Consider the following 19046-nt stretch of genomic DNA (forward strand, 5'->3'; position numbering starts at 1 on the left):
TTCTAAATTCCCCTTGACCCGCAATTGGTCTAAGAGGCGGGTGCATTAACCATGAAGGATGGGTTTTCATGCGAATTGCGATGATCGGCACGGGTTATGTGGGGCTGGTGTCCGGTGCCTGCTTCGCCGATTTCGGCCACCAGGTCACCTGCGTGGACAAGGATGAAAGCAAGATCGCCGCGTTGCATCGTGGAGAAATCCCGATCTTCGAGCCCGGGCTGGATGCTCTGGTCGCAGCCAATGTGAAGGCCAAGCGGCTCGATTTCACCACCGATCTCAAGCAGCCCGTCGCCGACGCGGACGCCGTCTTCATCGCGGTCGGCACGCCGTCACGGCGCGGCGATGGCCATGCCGACCTCACTTACGTCTATGCTGCCGCGCGCGAGATCGCGGCCTGCCTGACCGGCTTCACCGTTGTCGTGACCAAATCGACGGTGCCTGTCGGCACCGGTGACGAGGTGGAGCGCATCATCCGCGAGACCAATCCGTCGGCCGACGTCGTGGTCGCCTCCAATCCGGAGTTCCTGCGCGAGGGCGCTGCGATCCGCGATTTCAAATGGCCCGATCGCATCGTGGTCGGCACTGCCGACGAGCGCGGCCGCAAGGTGCTCGGCGACATCTATCGTCCGTTGTCGCTGAACCAGGCGCCGATTATGTACACGGCACGGCGCACCGCCGAGCTGATCAAATACGCCGCCAACGCGTTTCTCGCGACCAAGATCACCTTCATCAACGAGGTTGCCGATCTCGCCGAGAAGGTCGGCGCCGACGTGCAGGAGGTGGCGCGCGGCATCGGTCTCGACAACCGCATCGGCGCAAAGTTTCTGCATGCCGGGCCGGGCTTCGGCGGCTCGTGTTTCCCGAAGGACACGCGCGCGTTGATCAAGATCGCGCAGGACCATGACACCCAGCTGCGCATCGTCGAATCGGTGCTCGCCGTCAACGACAACCGCAAGCGCGCGATGGCCCGCAAGGTGGCGCACGCCGTCGGCGGCAATCTGCGTGGCAAGACGGTCGCCGTGCTCGGCCTCACCTTCAAGCCAGAGACCGACGATATGCGGGAGGCGCCGTCGATTCCGCTGGTGACCGGGCTGCTCGACATGGGCGCCAAGGTGCGCGCGCATGATCCGGTCGGCATCGAGCAGGCCAAGAAGGAGCTGCCGGAGATTGCCTATTACGACGACCCCTATGATTGCGCGACGGGGGCCGATGCGATCGTGCTCGTCACGGAATGGGTGCAGTACCGTGCCATGGATCTCGATCGCCTCAAGGAGGTGATGGCCCATCCCGTCGTGGTCGATCTGCGTAACGTCTATCGCCCCGAGGAGATGGCGGCGCACGGCTTCGTCTATGAGAGCGTCGGCCGGCCCGCGGCAAAGGAAGCGTGATGCGGCGTGTGTGACAGGCGTTGTCATACCCCGCGCAAGCGGGGTATCCAGGACGCCCGATCGTCGTCGTCCGCGAGATCGGCGTTTACTGGGTTGCCCGCCGCCGCGGGCAATGACGGATTCAGCGATTGCCTCTCCGCTTCGACACACCGTTGCCGATCGACGCCGTGCTGGACGAATTGTCCGGCACGCTCGAACGCAGCAACACGGCCGTGCTGGTCGCCCCGCCCGGCGCCGGCAAGACCACGCGAGTGCCGCTCGCGCTCCGCGATGCGCCGTGGGTGCGGGATCGGAAGATCATCGTGCTGGAGCCGCGCCGCATCGCGGCCCGCGCCAGCGCCGAGCGGATGGCGAAGTCGCTCGGCGAGCGTGCCGGCGACACCGTCGGCTATCGCGTGCGGTTTGGCTCCAAAGTGTCGCGGGCGACCCGCATCGAAGTCGTCACCGAAGGCATCTTCACCCGGCAGATTCTCGACGATCCCGAACTGACCGGCGTCGCCGCCGTGCTGTTCGACGAATTCCACGAGCGCTCGCTCGATGCCGATCTCGGCCTCGCGCTCGCCCGTGACGCGCAGCAGGGGCTGCGTGAGGATCTGCGCATCCTGGTGATGTCGGCAACGCTCGACGGCGCCCGCGTCGCCAGGCTGCTCGGCGATGCGCCGGTGGTCGAGAGCGAGGGCCGCGCTTTTCCGGTCGAGACGCGCTATGTCGGCCGCAAGCCGGATGCGCCGGTCGAGCGCCAGATGGCCGAGACGATTGCCAGCGCGCTGCGCGCCGACGCCGGCTCAGTGCTGGCGTTCCTGCCCGGCGCGGCCGAGATCCGGCGCACCCAGACGATGCTTGCCGAGCGTGTCCACGATGCCAGCGTCGAGATCGTGCCGCTGTTCGGTGCGCTCGATGCCGCCGTCCAGGACCGCGCCATCTCGCCGGCGCCGAAAGGCGGCCGGAAGGTGGTGCTGGCGACATCGATCGCCGAGACGTCGTTGACCATCGAGGGCGTGCGCATCGTGGTCGATTCCGGCCTCGCCCGCGTGCCGCGTTACGAGCCGGATATCGGTCTGACGCGGCTTGAGACGGTACGGGCCTCGCGCGCTGCGGTCGATCAGCGCCGCGGCCGTGCCGGCCGGACCGAGCCCGGCGTCTGCTACCGGCTCTGGGACGAGCCGCAGACGGCCTCGCTGGCCGCTTATACACAGCCGGAAATCCTGAGCGCCGATCTGTCCTCGCTGGTGCTCGATCTCGCGCAATGGGGTGTCAGCGATCCCGCCACATTGAGCTTCCTCGATCCGCCGCCGCAGCCGGCCTGGAAGGAGGCCCGTGATCTCCTGAACGAGCTTGGTGCGCTCGATGGCGATGGAAGGCTGACGGATGAGGGCCGGCGGCTGCGGGCGCTGGCGCTGCCGCCGCGGCTTACCCGCATGATCGTCGATGCCGCCGAACATGGCGCCGCGGCGCAGGCGGCGGACATCGCGGCCATCCTGACCGAGCGCGGTCTGGGCGGTGACAGCGTCGATCTGGAGGTCAGGCTCGACCAGCTCCGCCGCGACCGCTCGGCGCGGGCGCAGAGCGCGCGCGATCTGGCGCGGCGCTGGGCGCAGCAGGTCGCGACCTCTTCCTCGCCACGAGATGACGGCGAGCTGACGACCGGCCTGATGCTCGCTTTCGCCTTCCCCGATCGGGTTGCGCGCAACCGCGGCAATGGCAGTTTCGTGCTGGCGAACGGCCGCGGCGCGGTTGTCGAGCAGACGTCGTCACTGGCACGGGTGCCCTATATCGCGGTCGGCGAACTGACCGGAACGGCGGCGAGCGGCCGCATCCTGCTCGCGGCGCCGCTGGCGATCGAAGACATAGAGCGGCACTTCGCGGCTCACATCGAAGCCAAGGACGAGGTCGGTTTCGATCGCGAGGCCATGACCCTGCGCGCGCGCCGCCGGCGCAAGCTGCACGCGATCACCCTGGCCGACGCGCCGGTCGCGCTGACGCCGTCGGAGGAGACCGCGCACATTTTCGCGGATGGGATCTGCGCGGCCGGCCTCGACCGACTGCCCTGGTCCAAGGCTGCCCAACAATGGCGGGACCGGGTGATGTTCCTGCGCAAGGCGGAGGGCGACAGCTGGCCGGATCTGTCCGACACCGGCCTGATCGAGCGCCGCGAGGACTGGCTGGTGCCGCTGCTCGCGGACAAGACCGCGCTCAAGGACATCTCACCCGGTGACGTTTCCGATGCGGTGATGGCGCTGCTGCCCTGGGATCTGCGTGCGCGGCTCGACCGGGAGGCGCCGACCCATTTCGAGGCGCCGACCGGCACCATGCTGGCCATCGACTATGAGGCGGAGCAGGGTCCGACCATTGCGGTGCGCTTGCAGGAGCTGTTTGGCCTCAACACCCATCCGTCGATCGCCAGGGGGGCCGTTCCGCTGGTGCTCGAATTGCTGTCACCCGCCCAACGGCCGGTGCAGGTGACGCGCGATCTGCCCGGCTTCTGGCGCGGCTCCTACGCGGCCGTGCGTTCCGACCTGCGCGGCCGCTATCCGCGCCATCCATGGCCGGACGATCCCGCCACCGCGCAACCGACCCGGCGGGCGAAGCCGCGCGGCACCTAGCCGATGCAAATTATACCGCCAAATCGCCTATGTTAACGCTTCGCTCATCGTTTTCGCCAAAATGGCACGGGCAGCCGGTCTGTCGCCGTCGCTCTCCAGCGGCTATGATGATCAAGTTGGTTGCGGGGTAAAGTTGGGCGTTGCGTGATGCGTAACATAATGATCTTCGCCGCCGTTCTTGTCGGCCTCGGCACCTTCATGGCGCAGCTGGCCGACCGCCTGACGCCCGCGCCGGCATCAGCCACGCCCGCGGTGCGCGCCGCCACGCTCGAATCGGCGGCTGCCGGCCAGCGCAGCCTGAGCATTCCGACCGATCGTCGCGGCCATTTCCGGGCCGACGGGCGCATCGACGGCCAGCGTATCAGTTTCATGGTCGATACCGGCGCGTCGATGGTGGCTCTCAATGAGAGTTCTGCCGCCCGCTTTGGCCTGCGCCCGGCGCGCGGCGACTACACCGCCAACGTCACCACCGCGAACGGCACCGTGAAGGCGGCGCGGGCGAGGCTCGCAATGGTCGAGCTCGGCGAGCTCACCGTGCGCGATGTGGAGGCATTGGTGCTGCCCGACACGGCGTTGTCGGAGAACCTGCTCGGCCTGTCCTTCCTGTCCAAGCTCAAGCGCTTTGCCTATGCCAACGGCGAGATGGTGCTCGAGCAATAATTCATCTGCGGGATCACCTGTTCCGGCCTTTATTCCGACGGACACGACGCGTCTTAACGCATCTCGACGAATCCGGACTGTCGGCCTTCCGCTTGCTTGCCAGTTTCGGTAAGGCTCTATCGTCCATTTCCGAGAAGGCGTATTTCCATGTCGTTTCCCAAGCCCAAGCCTGTCCTGGTTCCCAACACCTACGCGTTCGAATCCGAGCCGATGGTGAAGCCGACCGGCTTTCGCGAATATGACGCGCGTTGGCTGTTCAACAAGGAAATCAACCTCATGGGCGTGCAGGCGCTCGGCATGGGGTTGGGCGCGCTGATCGCCGAGCGCGGCGTGAAGCAGGAGATCGTCACCGGCCACGATTTCCGCGGCTACTCCGCCTCGATCAAATATGCGCTGATCTCCGGCCTGATGGCGGCCGGCTGCAAGGTGCACGATATCGGCCTCGTCGTCACGCCGATGGCGTATTTTGCCCAGTTCGAGCTCGACGTGCCCTGCGTCGCCATGGTGACCGCCTCGCACAACGACAACGGCTGGACCGGCGTGAAGATGGGCGCCAACCGGCCGCTGACTTTTGGCCCGGAAGAGATGACCCGGCTCAAGGAGATCGTGCTCAACGCCGAGTTCAGGAACGGCGGCGGCGGCTCCTATCAGTTCCACGAGAATTTCCCGGCGCGCTACATCGCCGACCTCACCAATCGGCCCAAGCTGAAGCGCAGACTGAAGGTCGTGGCCGCCTGCGGCAATGGCACCGCGGGCGCGTTCGCGCCGCAGGTGCTGGAGGCGATCGGCTGCGAGGTGATCCCGCTCGACACGGAGCTCGATCACACCTTCCCGAAATACAATCCCAATCCCGAAGACATGGAGATGCTGCACGCCATCCGCGATGCCGTGCTGGCGCACAAGGCCGATGTCGGTCTGGGCTTCGATGGCGACGGCGACCGCTGCGGCGTGGTCGACAACACCGGCGAGGAGATCTTCGCCGACAAGGTCGGCGTGATGCTTGCTCGCGACATGTCGGCGATCCACAAGGACGCGCAGTTCGTTGTCGACGTGAAGTCCACCGGCCTGTTCATGACCGACCCGGTGCTGCAGGCGCAGGGCGCGAACACCGCCTATTGGAAGACAGGCCATTCCTACATGAAGCGCCGCACCAACGAGCTCGGCGCGCTTGCCGGCTTCGAGAAGTCGGGTCACTTCTTCTTCAATCGCCCGTTCGGCCGCGGCTATGATGATGGTCTGGTCTCGGCGATCGCGATCTGCGAGATGCTCGATCGCGCGCCGGGCAAGTCGATGGCGGATCTGAAGGACGCGCTGCCAAAGACCTGGTCGTCGCCGACGATGTCGCCGCATTGTGGCGACGAGGTCAAATATGGCGTCGTCGACGCCGTGGTGAAGCACTTCCAGGCGCTGCAGCAGCAGGGCGGCAAGGTGGCCGGGCAGCCGATTCGCGATCTCGTGACCGTCAATGGCGTCCGCGTCACGGTGGAGGACGGCAGCTGGGGCCTCGTGCGGGCGTCATCGAACAAGCCGGAGCTCGTCGTGGTGGTCGAAAGCCCGGTGTCCGAGCGTCGCATGCACGACATGTTCGAGGCTGTGAACGTCGTGCTGCGGACGCATCCCGAGGTCGGCGCCTACAATCAGACGATCTGACCAAGCTCAGACCGGCGGCACCGGCAGCGCCGTCACCGACTTGATCTTCTCCATGGCGAAGCGCGAGGTGACGTTCTTGAGCGGCACCGCGCTGATCAGCTTCTTGTAGAACACGTCGTAGCTCTGCATGTCCGCGACCACGACGCGCAGCATGTAGTCGACGTCGCCTGCCATCCGGTAGAATTCCATCACCTCCGGCATCGAGCTGACGGCCTCGGCGAATTTTTTCAGCCAGGCCTCGGAATGGTCGGCGCTCTCCACCGAGACGAATACGGAGATGCCGAGGCCGATCTTGTTCTGATCGACCAAAGCCACTCGCCGCAGGATCACTCCGTCGGCCTCCAGCCGCTGGATGCGCTTCCAGCACGGCGTCGAGGACAGTCCAACCCGGTCGCCGATCTCGGCGACCGATAGCGAGGCATCCTCCTGCAGGACCATCAGGATCTTGCGGTCGATGGCGTCGAGCCGGCGGTTGGCTTCGGGGGGCTGGGCGGAGACGTCGGACATGGAGAAATTTGTTCCATAGGAAGGTCGGGAAACCCTCATATAGAGAAAAACGTTCCAAGGCAAGGATCGGCCGTTCAGGCCGCCCATGCGGTCTCGGGCGAGAGGTCGATCGGCGTCGCGATGGACTTCAAATACCCTTATGCGCCGTCTTTGAGCCAGCGGCCGACCAAATGGTGGGCAATCGCGAAGGGATGCGGTCCCGCCAGTCCGTCCGGATGCTGCCGTTGCAGCATCAGCCGGGCCTCGTCGCGGTTGAACCAGCGCACATCCTCGAGCTCGTTGCGGTCGATGACGATGTCCTCGTTCAAGGCCCGCGCGCTGCAGCCGATCATCAGGGACGAGGGATAGGGCCAGGGTTGCGTCATGTAATAGGAGACGTCGGTGCAGCGGATGCCGGACTCCTCGAACACCTCGCGACGCACCGCGTCCTCGATCGTCTCGGCGGCCTCGACAAAGCCGGCGAGGCACGAATACATGCCGGCCGGGAACTGCTTCTGACGGCCGAGCAGGCATTTGTCGCCGGACGCGACCAGCGAGATCACGACTGGGTCGGTGCGCGGAAAATGCTCGGTCTTGCAATTCGGGCATTCGCGCTTCCAGCCGCCCTCGCGCATCGCGGTCTTGGTGCCGCAATTGGCGCAGAAGCCATGGCGCTGATGCCAGGACACCATGGACTTTGCCATCGCGATCGTCGCGAGTTGGTCGACAGGGATTGCGCCCTGCATGGCCATGCCGCGCAGCTCGGTCACCGCGACATCCTCGCGCCCGGCGAGCTTTTCGACCGCCGCCGGTGAGATGCCCATGCCGAACACGGCGGCGCCGTCCTGCAGGCCGAGGAAGATCGTCCCTGGATTGGCGCCGAATCCGAGCGCCTCGTCGATCGACAGCTGCGCCCGCATTTGGTCGCCGTCGCGCTTCAGCACCAGCGAATCGCGATGCACAACATAGGCCCGCGTCGATGGCTTGCTCTCGAACGTCAGCAGCTTGTCGTCATGGAAGCGCAGATGAGCGGCGCGGTCTATCGAGTGGCCGACGAAGGCCGGCTTGCCCAGCGGAAACAAGTCGAATGGCGACATCTCTCACCCTAACCAGATCTTGCGCCTGACTGCGCTGATGAACTGCTGAACCTCCTGCGCATCATGAGGCAGGGGCGGCGCGACGCCCCAGACCGGGCGCGGCCAGGCCACGTCGCTGGTCCGGCGTGCGATAATATGGATGTGCAGCTGCGGCACCATGTTGCCGAGGGCCGCTACGTTAAGCTTGTCGCACTTCGTGATCTCCTTGACCGCGCGCGAGACCCGCGTGATCTCGGTCATCAGCTGCGCCTGGGCGACCTCGTCGAGATCGATGATCTCGACCGCGCCCTCGCGGCGCGGCACCAGCAATAGCCAGGGATAGTTGGCGTCCTTGATCACCAGCGCGCGCGACAGCGGCAGGTCGCCGATATCGATCGTATCCTTCGCAAGTTGCGGATGCAGCGACCAAGCTGATTCGGGCATGCGGCAGGTTCCTGGCAGGCGGTCAGGCGGGGAGCTTTGACGGCACCTAAAGCCTTTCCGAGCTGCGGCACAAGCCCGCGGGGCCGGGGAGCGGACCGGCGAAGCTCGCGCTTGCTTTCCGGACCGTTTGGCCCCAAATAGGCAGCGGGAGATTGGCGGTGGACGAGCCACTCGCCAACCGGGTCAGGTCCGGAAGGAAGCAGCCCTAACGAGGTCCGGATCGGGTCGCTCGTCAGTCTCCTACCTGTTTTCTCGAGCGAATCGCGCAAAGATGGCGGGGACCCCGCGCAGGGCGGGCGCTCGACCGCACTCCGGTTGATTGCGTCGAGGCTGATTGCGTCGACGATCGCGATCGATGCCGGCCCGGAATACTCACTTGCGGATCGCTCGATGACTGACGCTGGCGCCCCACCTGTTCCGCCCGACAGCGCCGACGCTCCCGCCAAGCCGTACCGGGTTCTGGCGCGCAAATACCGCCCCTCCAGCTTCGCGGATCTGATTGGCCAGGAGGCCGTAGTGCGCACCGTCTCGAATGCGTTCGAGACCGGCCGCATTCCGCAGGCCTGGATCCTGACCGGCGTTCGCGGCGTCGGCAAGACCACCACCGCCCGCATCCTGGCCCGCGCCCTGAATTACGAGCTGCCCGACGGTTCTGTGAAGGGGCCGACCATCCACATGCCGGTGCTCGGCACCCATTGCCAGGCGATCATGGAAAGCCGGCACATGGACATCCTGGAGATGGACGCGGCGTCCCATACCGGCGTCGACGATGTCCGCCAGATCAATGACAGCGTCCGCTATGCGCCGGCCAGCGCGCGCTACAAGGTCTACATCATCGACGAAGTCCACATGCTGTCGACGGCGGCGTTCAACGCCTTCCTGAAGACGCTGGAGGAGCCGCCGGAACACGCCAAATTCGTGTTCGCCACGACCGAGATCCGTAAGGTGCCGGTGACGGTGCTGTCGCGTTGCCAGCGCTTCGACCTGCGCCGGGTCGAGGCCGACGTGCTGATGAAGCATCTCGCTGGGATCGCGGCCAAGGAAGGCGTGACCATCGAGCCGGAAGCGCTCGGCATCATCGCGCGCGCCGCCGAAGGCTCTGTGCGAGATTCGCTGTCGCTGCTCGATCAGGCGATTGCCCACAGCGCCGGCGAGGTCCGTGCCGACGATGTCCGGCAGATGCTGGGGCTCGCCGACCGCACCCGCGTCATCGACCTGTTTCATCATCTCGCCAGCGGCGACATCGCCGCCGCGTTCAAGGAATTCCGTGAACAGTACGACGTCGGCGCCGACCCCGTCGTGGTGCTGTCCGATCTGGCTGAGTTCGTGAACTTCGTCACCCGCGTGAAGGTCGTGCCGGCCACCGCCGACAACGTCGCCTTCAGCGAGACCGAACGGCTCCGCGCGCGCGATTTCGCCACCAAGCTGTCGATGCGCGTGCTGTCGCGGATGTGGCAGATGCTGCTCAAGGGCATCGCCGAGACGCAAGGCGCGACGCGGCCTGCCGCTGCTGCCGAGATGGTGCTGGTGCGGATCGCCTACGCGGCCGATCTGCCGACGCCCGACGAAGCCATTCGCATGATCGAGCAGAATGGTGGCGGATCACCTGTTGTCACCACTGGCGGCGGGGCGCGTCCTGCGCCTGCACCGAGCATGAGTGTAGGAGCTCCGCCGGTCATGAGTTCCGCGCCGATGCAGGCGCCGCGCGCGCAAGGGCCGACGCTGGCCGCGGTCGGCGGTGGCATGCGGCCGCAGGCGATGTCGTCGCAGCCATCGCCGGTTCAGCAGAATCAGTCTGCGCTGCGCCTGGCGAGCTTCCAGGAACTTGTCGCCCTCGCCGGCAAGAATCGCGACCTGATCACCAAGAGCGCGCTCGAGATGGATGTCCGGCTGGTCCGCTTCGAGGATGGACGGCTGGAGATCGCGCTGGAACGGACGGCGCAGCGATCGCTTGTCTCCGACCTCGGGCGCAAGCTGGAGGACTGGACCGGCCGCCGCTGGACCGTGATCGTATCCAACGAAGCGGGACAGCCGACCTTGCGCGAGCAGAATCTGCGCGCCAAGAGCGAGCGCGAGGCGGCGGCGGAAGCCGATCCGCGCGTCCAGGAGATCCTGGCGCGGTTCCCAGGTACCAAGGTGATCGAAGTGCGTCGGCTCGCCCACGAGCCGCCCGAATCGGACGCCAGTGCTGTCGAGCCGCCAGACGAGTCCGACGATGATGATGATGTCTAGGCTGATGACGAGGTGCTCCGATGGCTGACTTTCTCGGCATGATGAAACAGGCGGCGCAGCTGCAATCGAAGATGCAGGCGATGCAGGAGGAGCTCGGCGGCCTTGAGGTCGAGGGCATCTCCGGTGGTGGCCTGGTCGCCGTGCGCATGACCGCCAAGATGGAAGTGAAAGGCATCAAGATCGATCCGTCGCTCTTGAAGCCCGACGAGGCCGAGATCCTGGAGGATCTCCTGGTCACCGCGCATGGCGACGCGCGCCGCAAGGCGGAAGCGGCGATGCAGGAGAAGATGCAGGCCATCACCGGCAAGCTCGGCCTGCCGCCGGGCTTCGGCTTCGGTTAGTTCGTTCATGATCGTCGTGAACTGATGGCCGTCGCCGGTCCTGAAATCGAGCGTCTGATCCAGCTGCTTGCGCGCCTGCCCGGGCTCGGGCCGCGCTCGGCGCGGCGTGCCGCGCTGCATCTGATCAAGAAGCGCGAGGCGCTGATGGTGCCGCTCGCCTCGGCGATGCAGGTCGCGATCGAGCGCATCCAGGTCTGCAAGACCTGCGGCAACATCGACACGCAAAGCCCTTGCACGGTGTGCACCGACCCGCGGCGTGATCCTGCGATGATCGTGGTTGTCGCTGACGTTGCCGATCTCTGGGCGCTGGAGCGCGCGAAGGCGAGCAACGGCCGCTATCACGTGCTCGGCGGCACTTTGTCGCCGCTCGACGGTGTCGGCCCGCAGGACCTCACCATCGACGCGCTGGTGCAGCGCGCGCATGCGCCGGAGGTGTCCGAGATCATCCTCGCACTGAACGCGACGGTCGACGGCCAGACCACCGCGCATTACATCACCGACCTCCTGCAGGAGGCGAACGTCAAAGTCACGCGGCTGGCCCATGGGGTGCCGGTCGGCGGCGAGCTCGACTATCTCGACGAAGGCACGCTCTCGGCCGCGATGCGGCAGCGCACCTTGTTCTAAGCACAGACGGAAATGGAATGATGACGACATGCGGATTCGGCAAACGGCTGGCTTTGGGCGCGATTCTGATGGTGCTCTCGGTGCCGTCCGTGCTGGCGCAGCAGGGCGAAGTGCCGCAGAAGGCCGGCAAGCCGCTCAATGCTGGCGACGTCCTGTCCGGTGAGCTGAACGCGCTGAAGATCAGGAGTGCCAAGCCCGGGCAGCCGTCCGCCGCGTATCAGATCACCAGCGAGCCGCGCCGCCTGCCGCCGCCGAGCGGGCTGTGCAATCTCGAGACCGGCCCCGAGACGTTCCAGCTCGTCACCGCCAGCAATGCTCAGGCCTCGCAGCTCAAGGGCCTGCTCGGCAAGCAGATCGCGGTGAAGGTCGATGAGATCGCCTGTGCCCAGGACGCGGGTCAGATCAGCGAGGCGGTCGTCACGAAGTGGAGCCTGGTGAAGCGGTGATCCGCGCGACCCTCGCTCGACCATCGTTTTTGCGCGATGAGTGCTTCTCCTCGCATTGACCGCCAAGTCTGCCGCGCCGAGCCGCCGAGGAGAGAGGACGATGCCGTTCATCCACGATCAATCTGACATCGAATGGCCGGAGGACGGATCCGATGCGCCGGATCCGCGCGTCAGCGATTTCGTTTACCTGCCTGCTCCCGAATATGGCGGGCCGCAGGAGCCGGTCCGGTTCTCACTGCAGCCGCCTGTCAGCGAGAGCACCGCATCTCCTGGGGCAGTCGAGCCGCAAAGGCGGAGCATTCTCGATCGTCTGCTCGGACGGCGGACGCCGCAAAGCCGGGTGATCCGTGACCGCGAGCGGCGGCGGCAGCTGCTGTTCGCGGCGCTCGTGCCGCCGCTGCGGGCTGCCGGCGCCAAGCGGGCCTATTGTCGCTACGATGGCGGCAACGACGAGGGATTTTCCTGGCTCGATCACTACGAGAGCGAAAGCGGGGATCGTCTCGACCTCGATGCGCTGGCCGCGCGGCTTCTCGCGATGGGCGTCCATGATCAGCTGCCCGCGATCGAATCCCGTTCCCAATCCGCGGCAATTTTCAAGCATCAGAAGCTCGCTGAGCTGCGTGACGTCGTTTCCGATCAATTGGTCGAGGAGTGGGCCATGCTGCTGCTCGGCGGAGGCTTCGGCACCGGCGAATATTGCATGTATGGCGCGTTCTGGGTGGATCTCGAAGCGTGCACAATCATCGATGACCGCAATGCCGATCCGGTCGTGAAGAACATCACGATCGCCGGGTAGAGGCGGCCATGGCGCATCCCTATCACCACGCGGTTCGTTCCGCCCGTCTGTTCGGGGGCGAGCCGGCCGACTATCAGGCGATCCACGACTGGTTCGACGAGAGCAAGGCGCATCTCGCCGACGTCCGCCACCGCGCCCTGCGTCACCACAGCGAAGGGATCTTCCTGTGCGAGGACATCTTTGGCGCGACCCTGACCAACAGTGTCGGCAAAGTCGTTCCCGTCAGGACGATCGGAGAGCAGCACGTCAAGGATGATCTGGGCTGGATTCCGACCGTCAAGGATTGGCTGCAGCACCTTGAGGTCCAGCCCTGGATGGGCCGAACGCCATTCCGTCCGCAGACCGACGAGCGGCAGTCTGCCGGCAAATCCAGTGTTCAGCAGCCACCGCAGGATGATGCCGCTTCGCCGGAGGGGTGACTGCCGCGGTCAGACCTTGGCCGGGCCCAGCGCTGCGAAATGCCCCCGGCGCTGCAGCCAGGCAAGCAGCACGAGGCTCGGGATCGCGACCAGCACGCAGATCACGAAGAATAGCGGCCATCCGGTGGCCTTCGCCACATAGCCTGCACCCGATGATAGATAGGTGCGCCCGACGGCGGCGAGCGCGGTGAGCAGCGCATATTGAGTCGCGGTGTGCAGCGGGTTCTTACAGAGCGCCGAGAGATAGGCGACGAAGATCACGGTGCCGATCGCGCTGGTGAAGTTTTCCGCGGAGATCGCCAGCGCCAGCGCCCATTGATTGACGCCGACGATTGCGAGCCATGAGAACGACAGATTGGCCAGCGCCTGCACCACGCCGCCGATCCAGAGACTTGTCGCGAGCGCATAGCGGCGGGCGACGAAGCCGCCGGCAAAGCCGCCGGCGAGAGTCGCGGCAAGGCCGACGCCCTTCACGATCGCGGCGTAGTCGACCTTGCTGAAGCCGAGATCGATCACGAACGGCGCGGTCATCGTGCCGGAAAAGGCGTCCGTGAACTTGAACAGCACGACGAAGGCGAGCGCCGCGAGCGCATCGCGCCGGCCGAGGAACTCCACGAAGGCGCCGGCGGCCGCATGCATCACGCGGGTGAGGGCAGTGTCTGCACCCATTTTCGCTTCCGCCAGCCTCGACTGCGCCGGCTCGGTCGCGGCTAACGCCGTGATCGTGCCGATCAGAACGAGCGCGGCCATCAAGACATAGCCCCACATCCAGGACGCCGGCCGCGGCAGCCCGCTGGTTTCGAAGGCGCTGACCACCACCAGCGCGCCAGCGGTCGAGACCAGCATGCCGATGCGGTAGGCGGCCACATAGGCCGCCATGCCAGCCGCCTGCTCGCTCTCCGGTAGGCTCTCGACGCGGAAGGCATCGACCACGATGTCCTGGGTCGACGACATCGCGGCCACCAGCACGGCGGCCGCCGCCACCATGACCGGGGCGCGCGCCGGGTCCGTCAGTGCCAGCAGCAGGATGGCGCCGATCAACAGCAATTGCGCGAACACCAGCCAGCCGCGTCGTCGCCCGAACGCGCGCGCCAGCAGCGGCACATGCAGGGCGTCCACCAGTGGCGCCCACAGGAATTTCAGCGTGTAGGGCGTGCCGACGAGGGCGAACAGCCCGATCGTGCCGAGGTCGACGCCGAGCTCGCGCATCCAGATCTGCAGGGTCGAGCCGGACAACGCCAGCGGCAGGCCCGAGGAAAAGCCCAGGAACAGCACGACCAGCACGCGCGGCTGCAGGTACACGGCCACGCTCTCGCGCCAGGTGGGTTCATTTGGCGCAGCAGCTACCGATTTGGATGTGACTTCAGGAGCAACCATCGAGTGTTGGTAGCAGATTTCGGCGGAGCCACAAGTAAAGCCGTCATCGCCCGGCTTGACCAGGCGATCCAGTATTCCAGAGGCCTATCCATCGCTTCCCGCAATCTCCGGATAGAGATCAATTCAGTTCGGATTGTCCTTCTCAATCAACGAAATCTTCCAGGCCCGCTGCCACTTCTTGAGTCGCTTCTCACGATGAATCGCTTGCTCGATCTGTTCGAAGACTTCGAAGTAGACAAGCCGGGTCACACTGTAGCGTTTGGTGAAGCTGTCGGAGGCCTTCGATCTGTGTTCGGCTACTCGCCGTACCAGGTCATTGGTGACGCCGATGTACAGCGTGCCTCCGATGTGGCTGGCGAGGATGTAAACGTAGTAAGGGCGGGTGCCCATCGGACGTCTCTGGAATACTGGATCGCCCGGTCAAGTATTTAGCCCGGAGACACAGCGGACACGTGACAATCTTGTCTGGATTGCCGTCTCGCGCAACAGATGCAGCCCATCATCACTCGCCCGCCTGCATGCGCCCCGCCAGCGGAAACAGATCCGGCGTCGTTCCTCCAGCAGGCGCAATCCGCGGCGACTCTACCGGCGCATCCTGCTTGCTGAAATCCAGCTCCTCGATGCGGGCGGCGCGCTTCTCGATCTTGTCGGCGGAGATCAGGATCTGGCGGATGTCCTCGCCGACATCGCCAAAATGCTTCTGCAGCTTGAGCACGCGCTCGCGCAGGCGGCCGAGATCGTCGCCGAGATGGATCACCTCGTTGCGGATCTGGTCGGCGGCATCGCGGATGCGCGCATCCTTCATAATCTGCTGCATCACCTGGATCGCCAGCATCAGCAGCGACGGCGACACCAGCACCACGCGGGCGCGATAGGCCTTCTGGATCACGTCGTCGAAGCCGTCATGGATCTCGGCATAGACCGACTCCGAGGGCACGAACATCAGCGCCGTGTCCTGCGTCTCGCCGACGACGAGATACTTCTCGGCAATGTCGTTGACATGCCGCAGCACGTCGCTGCGCAGGCGCTGGGCGGCGGCGCGCTTCTCCTCCTCCGTCTCTGCATCATGCAGCGCCGTGACGGCTTCCAACGGAAACTTGGCATCGATGCACAGCGGGCGCGCATCGGGCAGGAACACGACGCAGTCCGGCCGCCTGCCGCTGGCGAGCGTGTATTGGAAGGCGTAGCTGCCCTTGGGCAGCCCGTCCTGCACGATCGCCTCCATGCGCGCCTGGCCGAAGGCGCCGCGCGACTGCTTGTTGGCGAGCACGTCGCGCAATGTGGACACCTGCGTGGTCAGCTCGCTGAGGTCGCGATGGGCATTGTCGATGATGCCGAGCCGCTCATGCAGCACGCGCAAGGAATCCATGGTGTGGCGTGTGCTCTGCTCCATCGACTGGCCGACGCGATGGGTGACGGCATCGAGGCGCTCGTTGACGCTGCGGGCCAGGTCCACCTGCCGGCCGGCGAGCAGTTGCGCCATGGCATCGACCCGGCCGGACGCTTCGCTCTGGACCCGGATCATCTCGCCGAACCGTTGTTCGAGCTCATCGGTGCGAATCGCCTGCTGTGCGGCAAGCTCGGCGCCGCGGCGGCTGGACCGGGCGACGGCTGCCACGATCATCACGAGCAGCAGCAGCACCAGCACGCCAAATCCGATCAGCGCGTCACTGGCGCGCAGCGGAAGGTCGCCGATCATCACGATGACAGGATTGAGCGATTGGCTGGCGGTCATCACCCCCATCTATCCGATTCGCACTAGCTCGCGAACGAAGAGAGAACATTCGTGGTTAAGATCGGCTTAAGACGTATGGTTAACCAGACGTTGAAATTCATGGTTAGCGATGTCTTAACCCCGCGCCGTCACATTGACCGGGCCTGTTCCGGGGCTTAAATCGCGCGCCATGTCCCTACGAGAAATCATCATCCTGCCGGACAAGCAGTTGCGGCTGGTCTCCAAGCCTGTCGAGAAGGTCACGCCGGAGATCCGGCAGTTGGTCGACGACATGTTCCAGACGATGTACGACGCCCCCGGCATCGGGCTCGCAGCCATCCAGGTTGCGCAGCCGGTCCGCGTCATCACCATGGATCTGGCCAAGCCGGATGCCGGCGGCGAGACCAAGCGCGAGCCGCGGGTCTTCATCAATCCCGAGATCATCGCCAGGTCCGACGAGCTTTCGATCTATGAGGAAGGCTGCCTGTCGATCCCCGAATATTACGAGGAGGTCGAGCGGCCGGCGCGGGTCCGCGTCCGCTTCACCGATCTCGACGGCGTGCTGCGCGAGGAGGATGCCGAGGGACTCTACGCCACCTGCATCCAGCACGAGATCGACCATCTCAACGGCGTGCTGTTCATCGACTATCTGTCGAAGCTCAAGCGCGACCGCGTTCTGAAGAAGTTCACCAAGGCCGCCAAACGCGCGGGCGAGTGATCGACGAACTCTGTCCTCCGTCATGCCCGGGCTTGACCCGGGCATCCACGTCTTGCCTCTCGCGTTGGCGTTCAGACGTGGATGGCCGGGACAAGCCCGGCCATGACGCGGAGGATTCGGCAATGCAGGATCTTCCACCCGATGCCCCTTCGCCTGATCTTCATGGGCACGCCGGATTTCGCCGTGCCCACCCTGCTCGAGCTCGCCGGCCACGGCCACGAGATCGCGGCCGTGTATACGCGCGCGCCGAAGCCCGGCGGCCGTCGCGGCCTGGCTCTGGTGCCGACGCCGATCGAGACCGAGGCGCGACGGCTCGGCATTCCCGTGTTCACGCCGAAGACGCTGAAGACCGAGGAGGCCCTGACCGCGTTTCGCGCCCATCAGGCGGATGCAGCCGTGGTCGTGGCCTATGGCATGATCCTGCCGCAGGCGATTCTCGATGCGCCCAAGCTCGGCTGCTACAACCTCCATGCCTCGCTGCTGCCGCGCTGGCGTGGCGCCGCGCCGATCAACCGCGCCATCATGGCTGGTGACGCCGAGACCGGGGTCATGGTGATGAAAATGGATGTCGGGCTCGACACCGGCGACGTCGCGATGGCCGAGCGCCTGCCGATCACCGATGCGATGACCGCGTCCGACCTGCACGACCAGCTGGCGCGGATCGGCGCCGACCTGATGGTGCGCGCCCTGGCCGCGCTGGAGCGCGGCGGCCTGACGCTGACGAAGCAGGCCGAGGCGGGCGTCACCTACGCAGCGAAGATCGAGAAGGCGGAAGCGCGGATCGACTGGACCAAGCCTGCCCGCGCGGTGCTGCGCCACATCCACGGCCTGTCGCCATTTCCCGGCGCCTGGAGTGAGGTCACGCTTGATGGTGAAGCCGTGCGGTTGAAGATCCTGCGCTGCGCGCTTGCCGAGGGCAGGGGCGAGCCGGGCGCCGTGATCGACGAGCAGCTCACCATCGCCTGCGCCGACGGCGCCATCCGCGTCACCGAGCTACAGCGTGCCGGCAAGGCGCCGATGAAGGCTTCCGATTTTCTGCGCGGGACGCCGCTGAAGCGCGGTGCCCGTTTTGCGTAACGCTGTCATCCCCCGCGAAAGCGGGGTATCCAGTACGCCGAGACGTCCATTGTGAACCGCGAGACGTCGGCGATGACTGGATCGCCCGCCGGCGCGAGCGATGACGGCAGCAACCAACCGAATGCCCCGCTACAAGCTCACCATCGAATATGACGGCACGCCGTTCTGCGGCTGGCAGCTGCAGGAGACGCTACCGTCGGTGCAGGGCGCGCTGGAGGCGGCGGTGCAGGCGACCTGTGGCGTGCCGACCCGCGTGCACGGGTCAGGCCGCACGGATGCCGGCGTCCACGCCACCGGCCAGGTCGCGCATTGCGACATCGCCAAGGCGTTCCGGCCCGACAAATTGCGCGATGCGCTTAACGCGCATCTGCGGCCGAACCCGGTCGCGGTGCTTGAGGCCGAGATCGTTTCCGATACGTTCGAGGCACGCTTCTCGGCCCGTAAGCGGCACTATCGCTATCGGATCGTCAATCGACGCTCCAATCTCGCGCTTGAGGTCGGCCGTGTCTGGCGTGTGCCGCAACGGCTTGATGCCGATGCGATGCATGCCGCCGCACAGAGGCTGATCGGCAAGCACGACTTCACCACGTTCCGTGACACAGAATGTCAGGCGAAATCGCCCGAGAAGACGCTCGATCAGCTCGATGTCGTCAGGGATGGGGACGCGGTGACCATCCTGACCTCGGCTCGCTCCTATCTGCACAGCCAGGTGCGCTCGATGGTGGGATCGCTGGTGTGGGTCGGGCAAGGCCGCTGGAGTGCCGATGATCTCGCCGCCGCGCTGGCCGCGCGCAACCGAGCCGCCTGCGGTGTCGTGGCGCCCCCGGAAGGGCTGTACCTGGTCAAGGTGGATTATTGAAGCAGTCCTCAAGTGGAACTTTGGTGCTGTTAGTTGCGAATGACTATTCTAATTAGTTGCTTTTTTGCGTCGCAAGGCAGGGTTTCTTAACTCCAAATTGAAATCCTGGCTGCTATCCGGGCCTTGAGTTGCTGTT

19 protein-coding genes and 1 other RNA gene are annotated in these 19046 nt (G+C 65.6%); 14 read left to right on the plus strand and 6 right to left on the minus strand.

All coding sequences use genetic code 11. The features are described from left to right. Positions 1 to 68: 68 nt before the first annotated feature. The 4 genes from ACVIJ6_RS13850 (at position 69) to ACVIJ6_RS13865 (ending at position 6301) form a co-directional block, all read left to right on the plus strand. Positions 69 to 1388, plus strand: coding sequence for a UDP-glucose dehydrogenase family protein (locus tag ACVIJ6_RS13850; protein WP_456773126.1), 1320 nt, complete (start codon positions 69 to 71; stop codon positions 1386 to 1388). 128 nt (positions 1389 to 1516) lie between these two features. Then, a complete protein-coding gene (gene hrpB / locus ACVIJ6_RS13855) occupies positions 1517 to 3991 on the plus strand; it encodes an ATP-dependent helicase HrpB (protein ID WP_456773127.1) in 2475 nt (824 codons plus the stop codon). Between the two features lie 159 nt (positions 3992 to 4150). Next, entirely contained in the window at positions 4151 to 4651 is a 501-nt protein-coding gene (locus ACVIJ6_RS13860) for a TIGR02281 family clan AA aspartic protease (protein WP_172242909.1), read from the plus strand. Positions 4652 to 4798: 147 nt separating this feature from the next. Continuing rightward, complete coding sequence (locus ACVIJ6_RS13865) at positions 4799 to 6301, plus strand: phosphomannomutase/phosphoglucomutase (protein WP_456773128.1); 1503 nt, start codon at positions 4799 to 4801, stop codon at positions 6299 to 6301. A gap of 6 nt (positions 6302 to 6307) precedes the next feature. Here the strand turns inward: ACVIJ6_RS13865 and ACVIJ6_RS13870 are convergent, their stop codons facing one another. The 3 genes from ACVIJ6_RS13870 to ACVIJ6_RS13880 all read right to left on the minus strand — a co-directional run bounded on the left by ACVIJ6_RS13870 (position 6308) and on the right by ACVIJ6_RS13880 (position 8307). Further along, positions 6308 to 6808 carry an Lrp/AsnC family transcriptional regulator gene (locus tag ACVIJ6_RS13870; protein ID WP_012047116.1) on the minus strand — a complete coding sequence of 167 codons (501 nt, stop codon included), beginning with the start codon at positions 6806 to 6808 and terminating at the stop codon, positions 6308 to 6310. A 137-nt stretch (positions 6809 to 6945) separates the two neighbouring features. Then, on the minus strand, positions 6946 to 7884 hold the full coding sequence (gene nudC / locus ACVIJ6_RS13875; protein ID WP_456773129.1) for an NAD(+) diphosphatase: 939 nt from the start codon (positions 7882 to 7884) through the stop codon (positions 6946 to 6948). Positions 7885 to 7887: 3 nt separating this feature from the next. Further along, positions 7888 to 8307 (minus strand): HIT domain-containing protein, encoded by a 420-nt coding sequence (locus tag ACVIJ6_RS13880; RefSeq protein WP_456773130.1) that lies wholly within the window; start codon positions 8305 to 8307, stop codon positions 7888 to 7890. Positions 8308 to 8454: 147 nt separating this feature from the next. Between ACVIJ6_RS13880 and ffs the strand changes: the two genes are divergently transcribed. The 7 genes from ffs (at position 8455) to ACVIJ6_RS13915 (ending at position 13165) form a co-directional block, all read left to right on the plus strand. Then, positions 8455 to 8551: signal recognition particle sRNA small type (gene ffs, locus ACVIJ6_RS13885), an RNA gene on the plus strand. Between the two features lie 146 nt (positions 8552 to 8697). Further along, a complete protein-coding gene (locus ACVIJ6_RS13890; RefSeq protein WP_456773131.1) occupies positions 8698 to 10539 on the plus strand; it encodes a DNA polymerase III subunit gamma/tau in 1842 nt (613 codons plus the stop codon). 20 nt (positions 10540 to 10559) lie between these two features. Then, positions 10560 to 10880 (plus strand): YbaB/EbfC family nucleoid-associated protein, encoded by a 321-nt coding sequence (locus ACVIJ6_RS13895; protein ID WP_456773132.1) that lies wholly within the window; start codon positions 10560 to 10562, stop codon positions 10878 to 10880. Positions 10881 to 10904: 24 nt separating this feature from the next. Continuing rightward, complete coding sequence (recR, locus tag ACVIJ6_RS13900; RefSeq protein ID WP_012047111.1) at positions 10905 to 11504, plus strand: recombination mediator RecR; 600 nt, start codon at positions 10905 to 10907, stop codon at positions 11502 to 11504. Positions 11505 to 11524: 20 nt separating this feature from the next. Further along, a complete protein-coding gene (locus ACVIJ6_RS13905) occupies positions 11525 to 11950 on the plus strand; it encodes a hypothetical protein (protein ID WP_456776980.1) in 426 nt (141 codons plus the stop codon). Between the two features lie 100 nt (positions 11951 to 12050). Further along, a complete protein-coding gene (locus ACVIJ6_RS13910) occupies positions 12051 to 12746 on the plus strand; it encodes a hypothetical protein (RefSeq protein ID WP_456773133.1) in 696 nt (231 codons plus the stop codon). A gap of 8 nt (positions 12747 to 12754) precedes the next feature. After that, on the plus strand, positions 12755 to 13165 hold the full coding sequence (locus tag ACVIJ6_RS13915; RefSeq protein WP_456773134.1) for a DUF6915 family protein: 411 nt from the start codon (positions 12755 to 12757) through the stop codon (positions 13163 to 13165). A gap of 9 nt (positions 13166 to 13174) precedes the next feature. Here the strand turns inward: ACVIJ6_RS13915 and ACVIJ6_RS13920 are convergent, their stop codons facing one another. The 3 genes from ACVIJ6_RS13920 to ACVIJ6_RS13930 all read right to left on the minus strand — a co-directional run bounded on the left by ACVIJ6_RS13920 (position 13175) and on the right by ACVIJ6_RS13930 (position 16277). Then, positions 13175 to 14542: an AmpG family muropeptide MFS transporter gene (locus tag ACVIJ6_RS13920; protein ID WP_456773135.1), complete on the minus strand. Its 1368-nt coding sequence runs from the start codon at positions 14540 to 14542 to the stop codon at positions 13175 to 13177. A 123-nt stretch (positions 14543 to 14665) separates the two neighbouring features. Further along, complete coding sequence (locus ACVIJ6_RS13925; protein ID WP_456773136.1) at positions 14666 to 14932, minus strand: GIY-YIG nuclease family protein; 267 nt, start codon at positions 14930 to 14932, stop codon at positions 14666 to 14668. 112 nt (positions 14933 to 15044) lie between these two features. Next, positions 15045 to 16277 carry a DNA recombination protein RmuC gene (locus ACVIJ6_RS13930; protein ID WP_456773137.1) on the minus strand — a complete coding sequence of 411 codons (1233 nt, stop codon included), beginning with the start codon at positions 16275 to 16277 and terminating at the stop codon, positions 15045 to 15047. Between the two features lie 169 nt (positions 16278 to 16446). Between ACVIJ6_RS13930 and def the strand changes: the two genes are divergently transcribed. The 3 genes from def (at position 16447) to truA (ending at position 18910) form a co-directional block, all read left to right on the plus strand. After that, entirely contained in the window at positions 16447 to 16974 is a 528-nt protein-coding gene (gene def / locus ACVIJ6_RS13935) for a peptide deformylase (RefSeq protein WP_456773138.1), read from the plus strand. Positions 16975 to 17115: 141 nt separating this feature from the next. Beyond that, positions 17116 to 18051, plus strand: a complete 936-nt coding sequence (gene fmt, locus ACVIJ6_RS13940; RefSeq protein ID WP_456773139.1) for a methionyl-tRNA formyltransferase — start codon at positions 17116 to 17118, stop codon at positions 18049 to 18051. 121 nt (positions 18052 to 18172) lie between these two features. Then, positions 18173 to 18910 carry a tRNA pseudouridine(38-40) synthase TruA gene (gene truA, locus ACVIJ6_RS13945; RefSeq protein WP_456773140.1) on the plus strand — a complete coding sequence of 246 codons (738 nt, stop codon included), beginning with the start codon at positions 18173 to 18175 and terminating at the stop codon, positions 18908 to 18910. Positions 18911 to 19046 lie beyond the last annotated feature (136 nt).

This window comes from Bradyrhizobium sp. USDA 4369 (genome assembly GCF_054056435.1).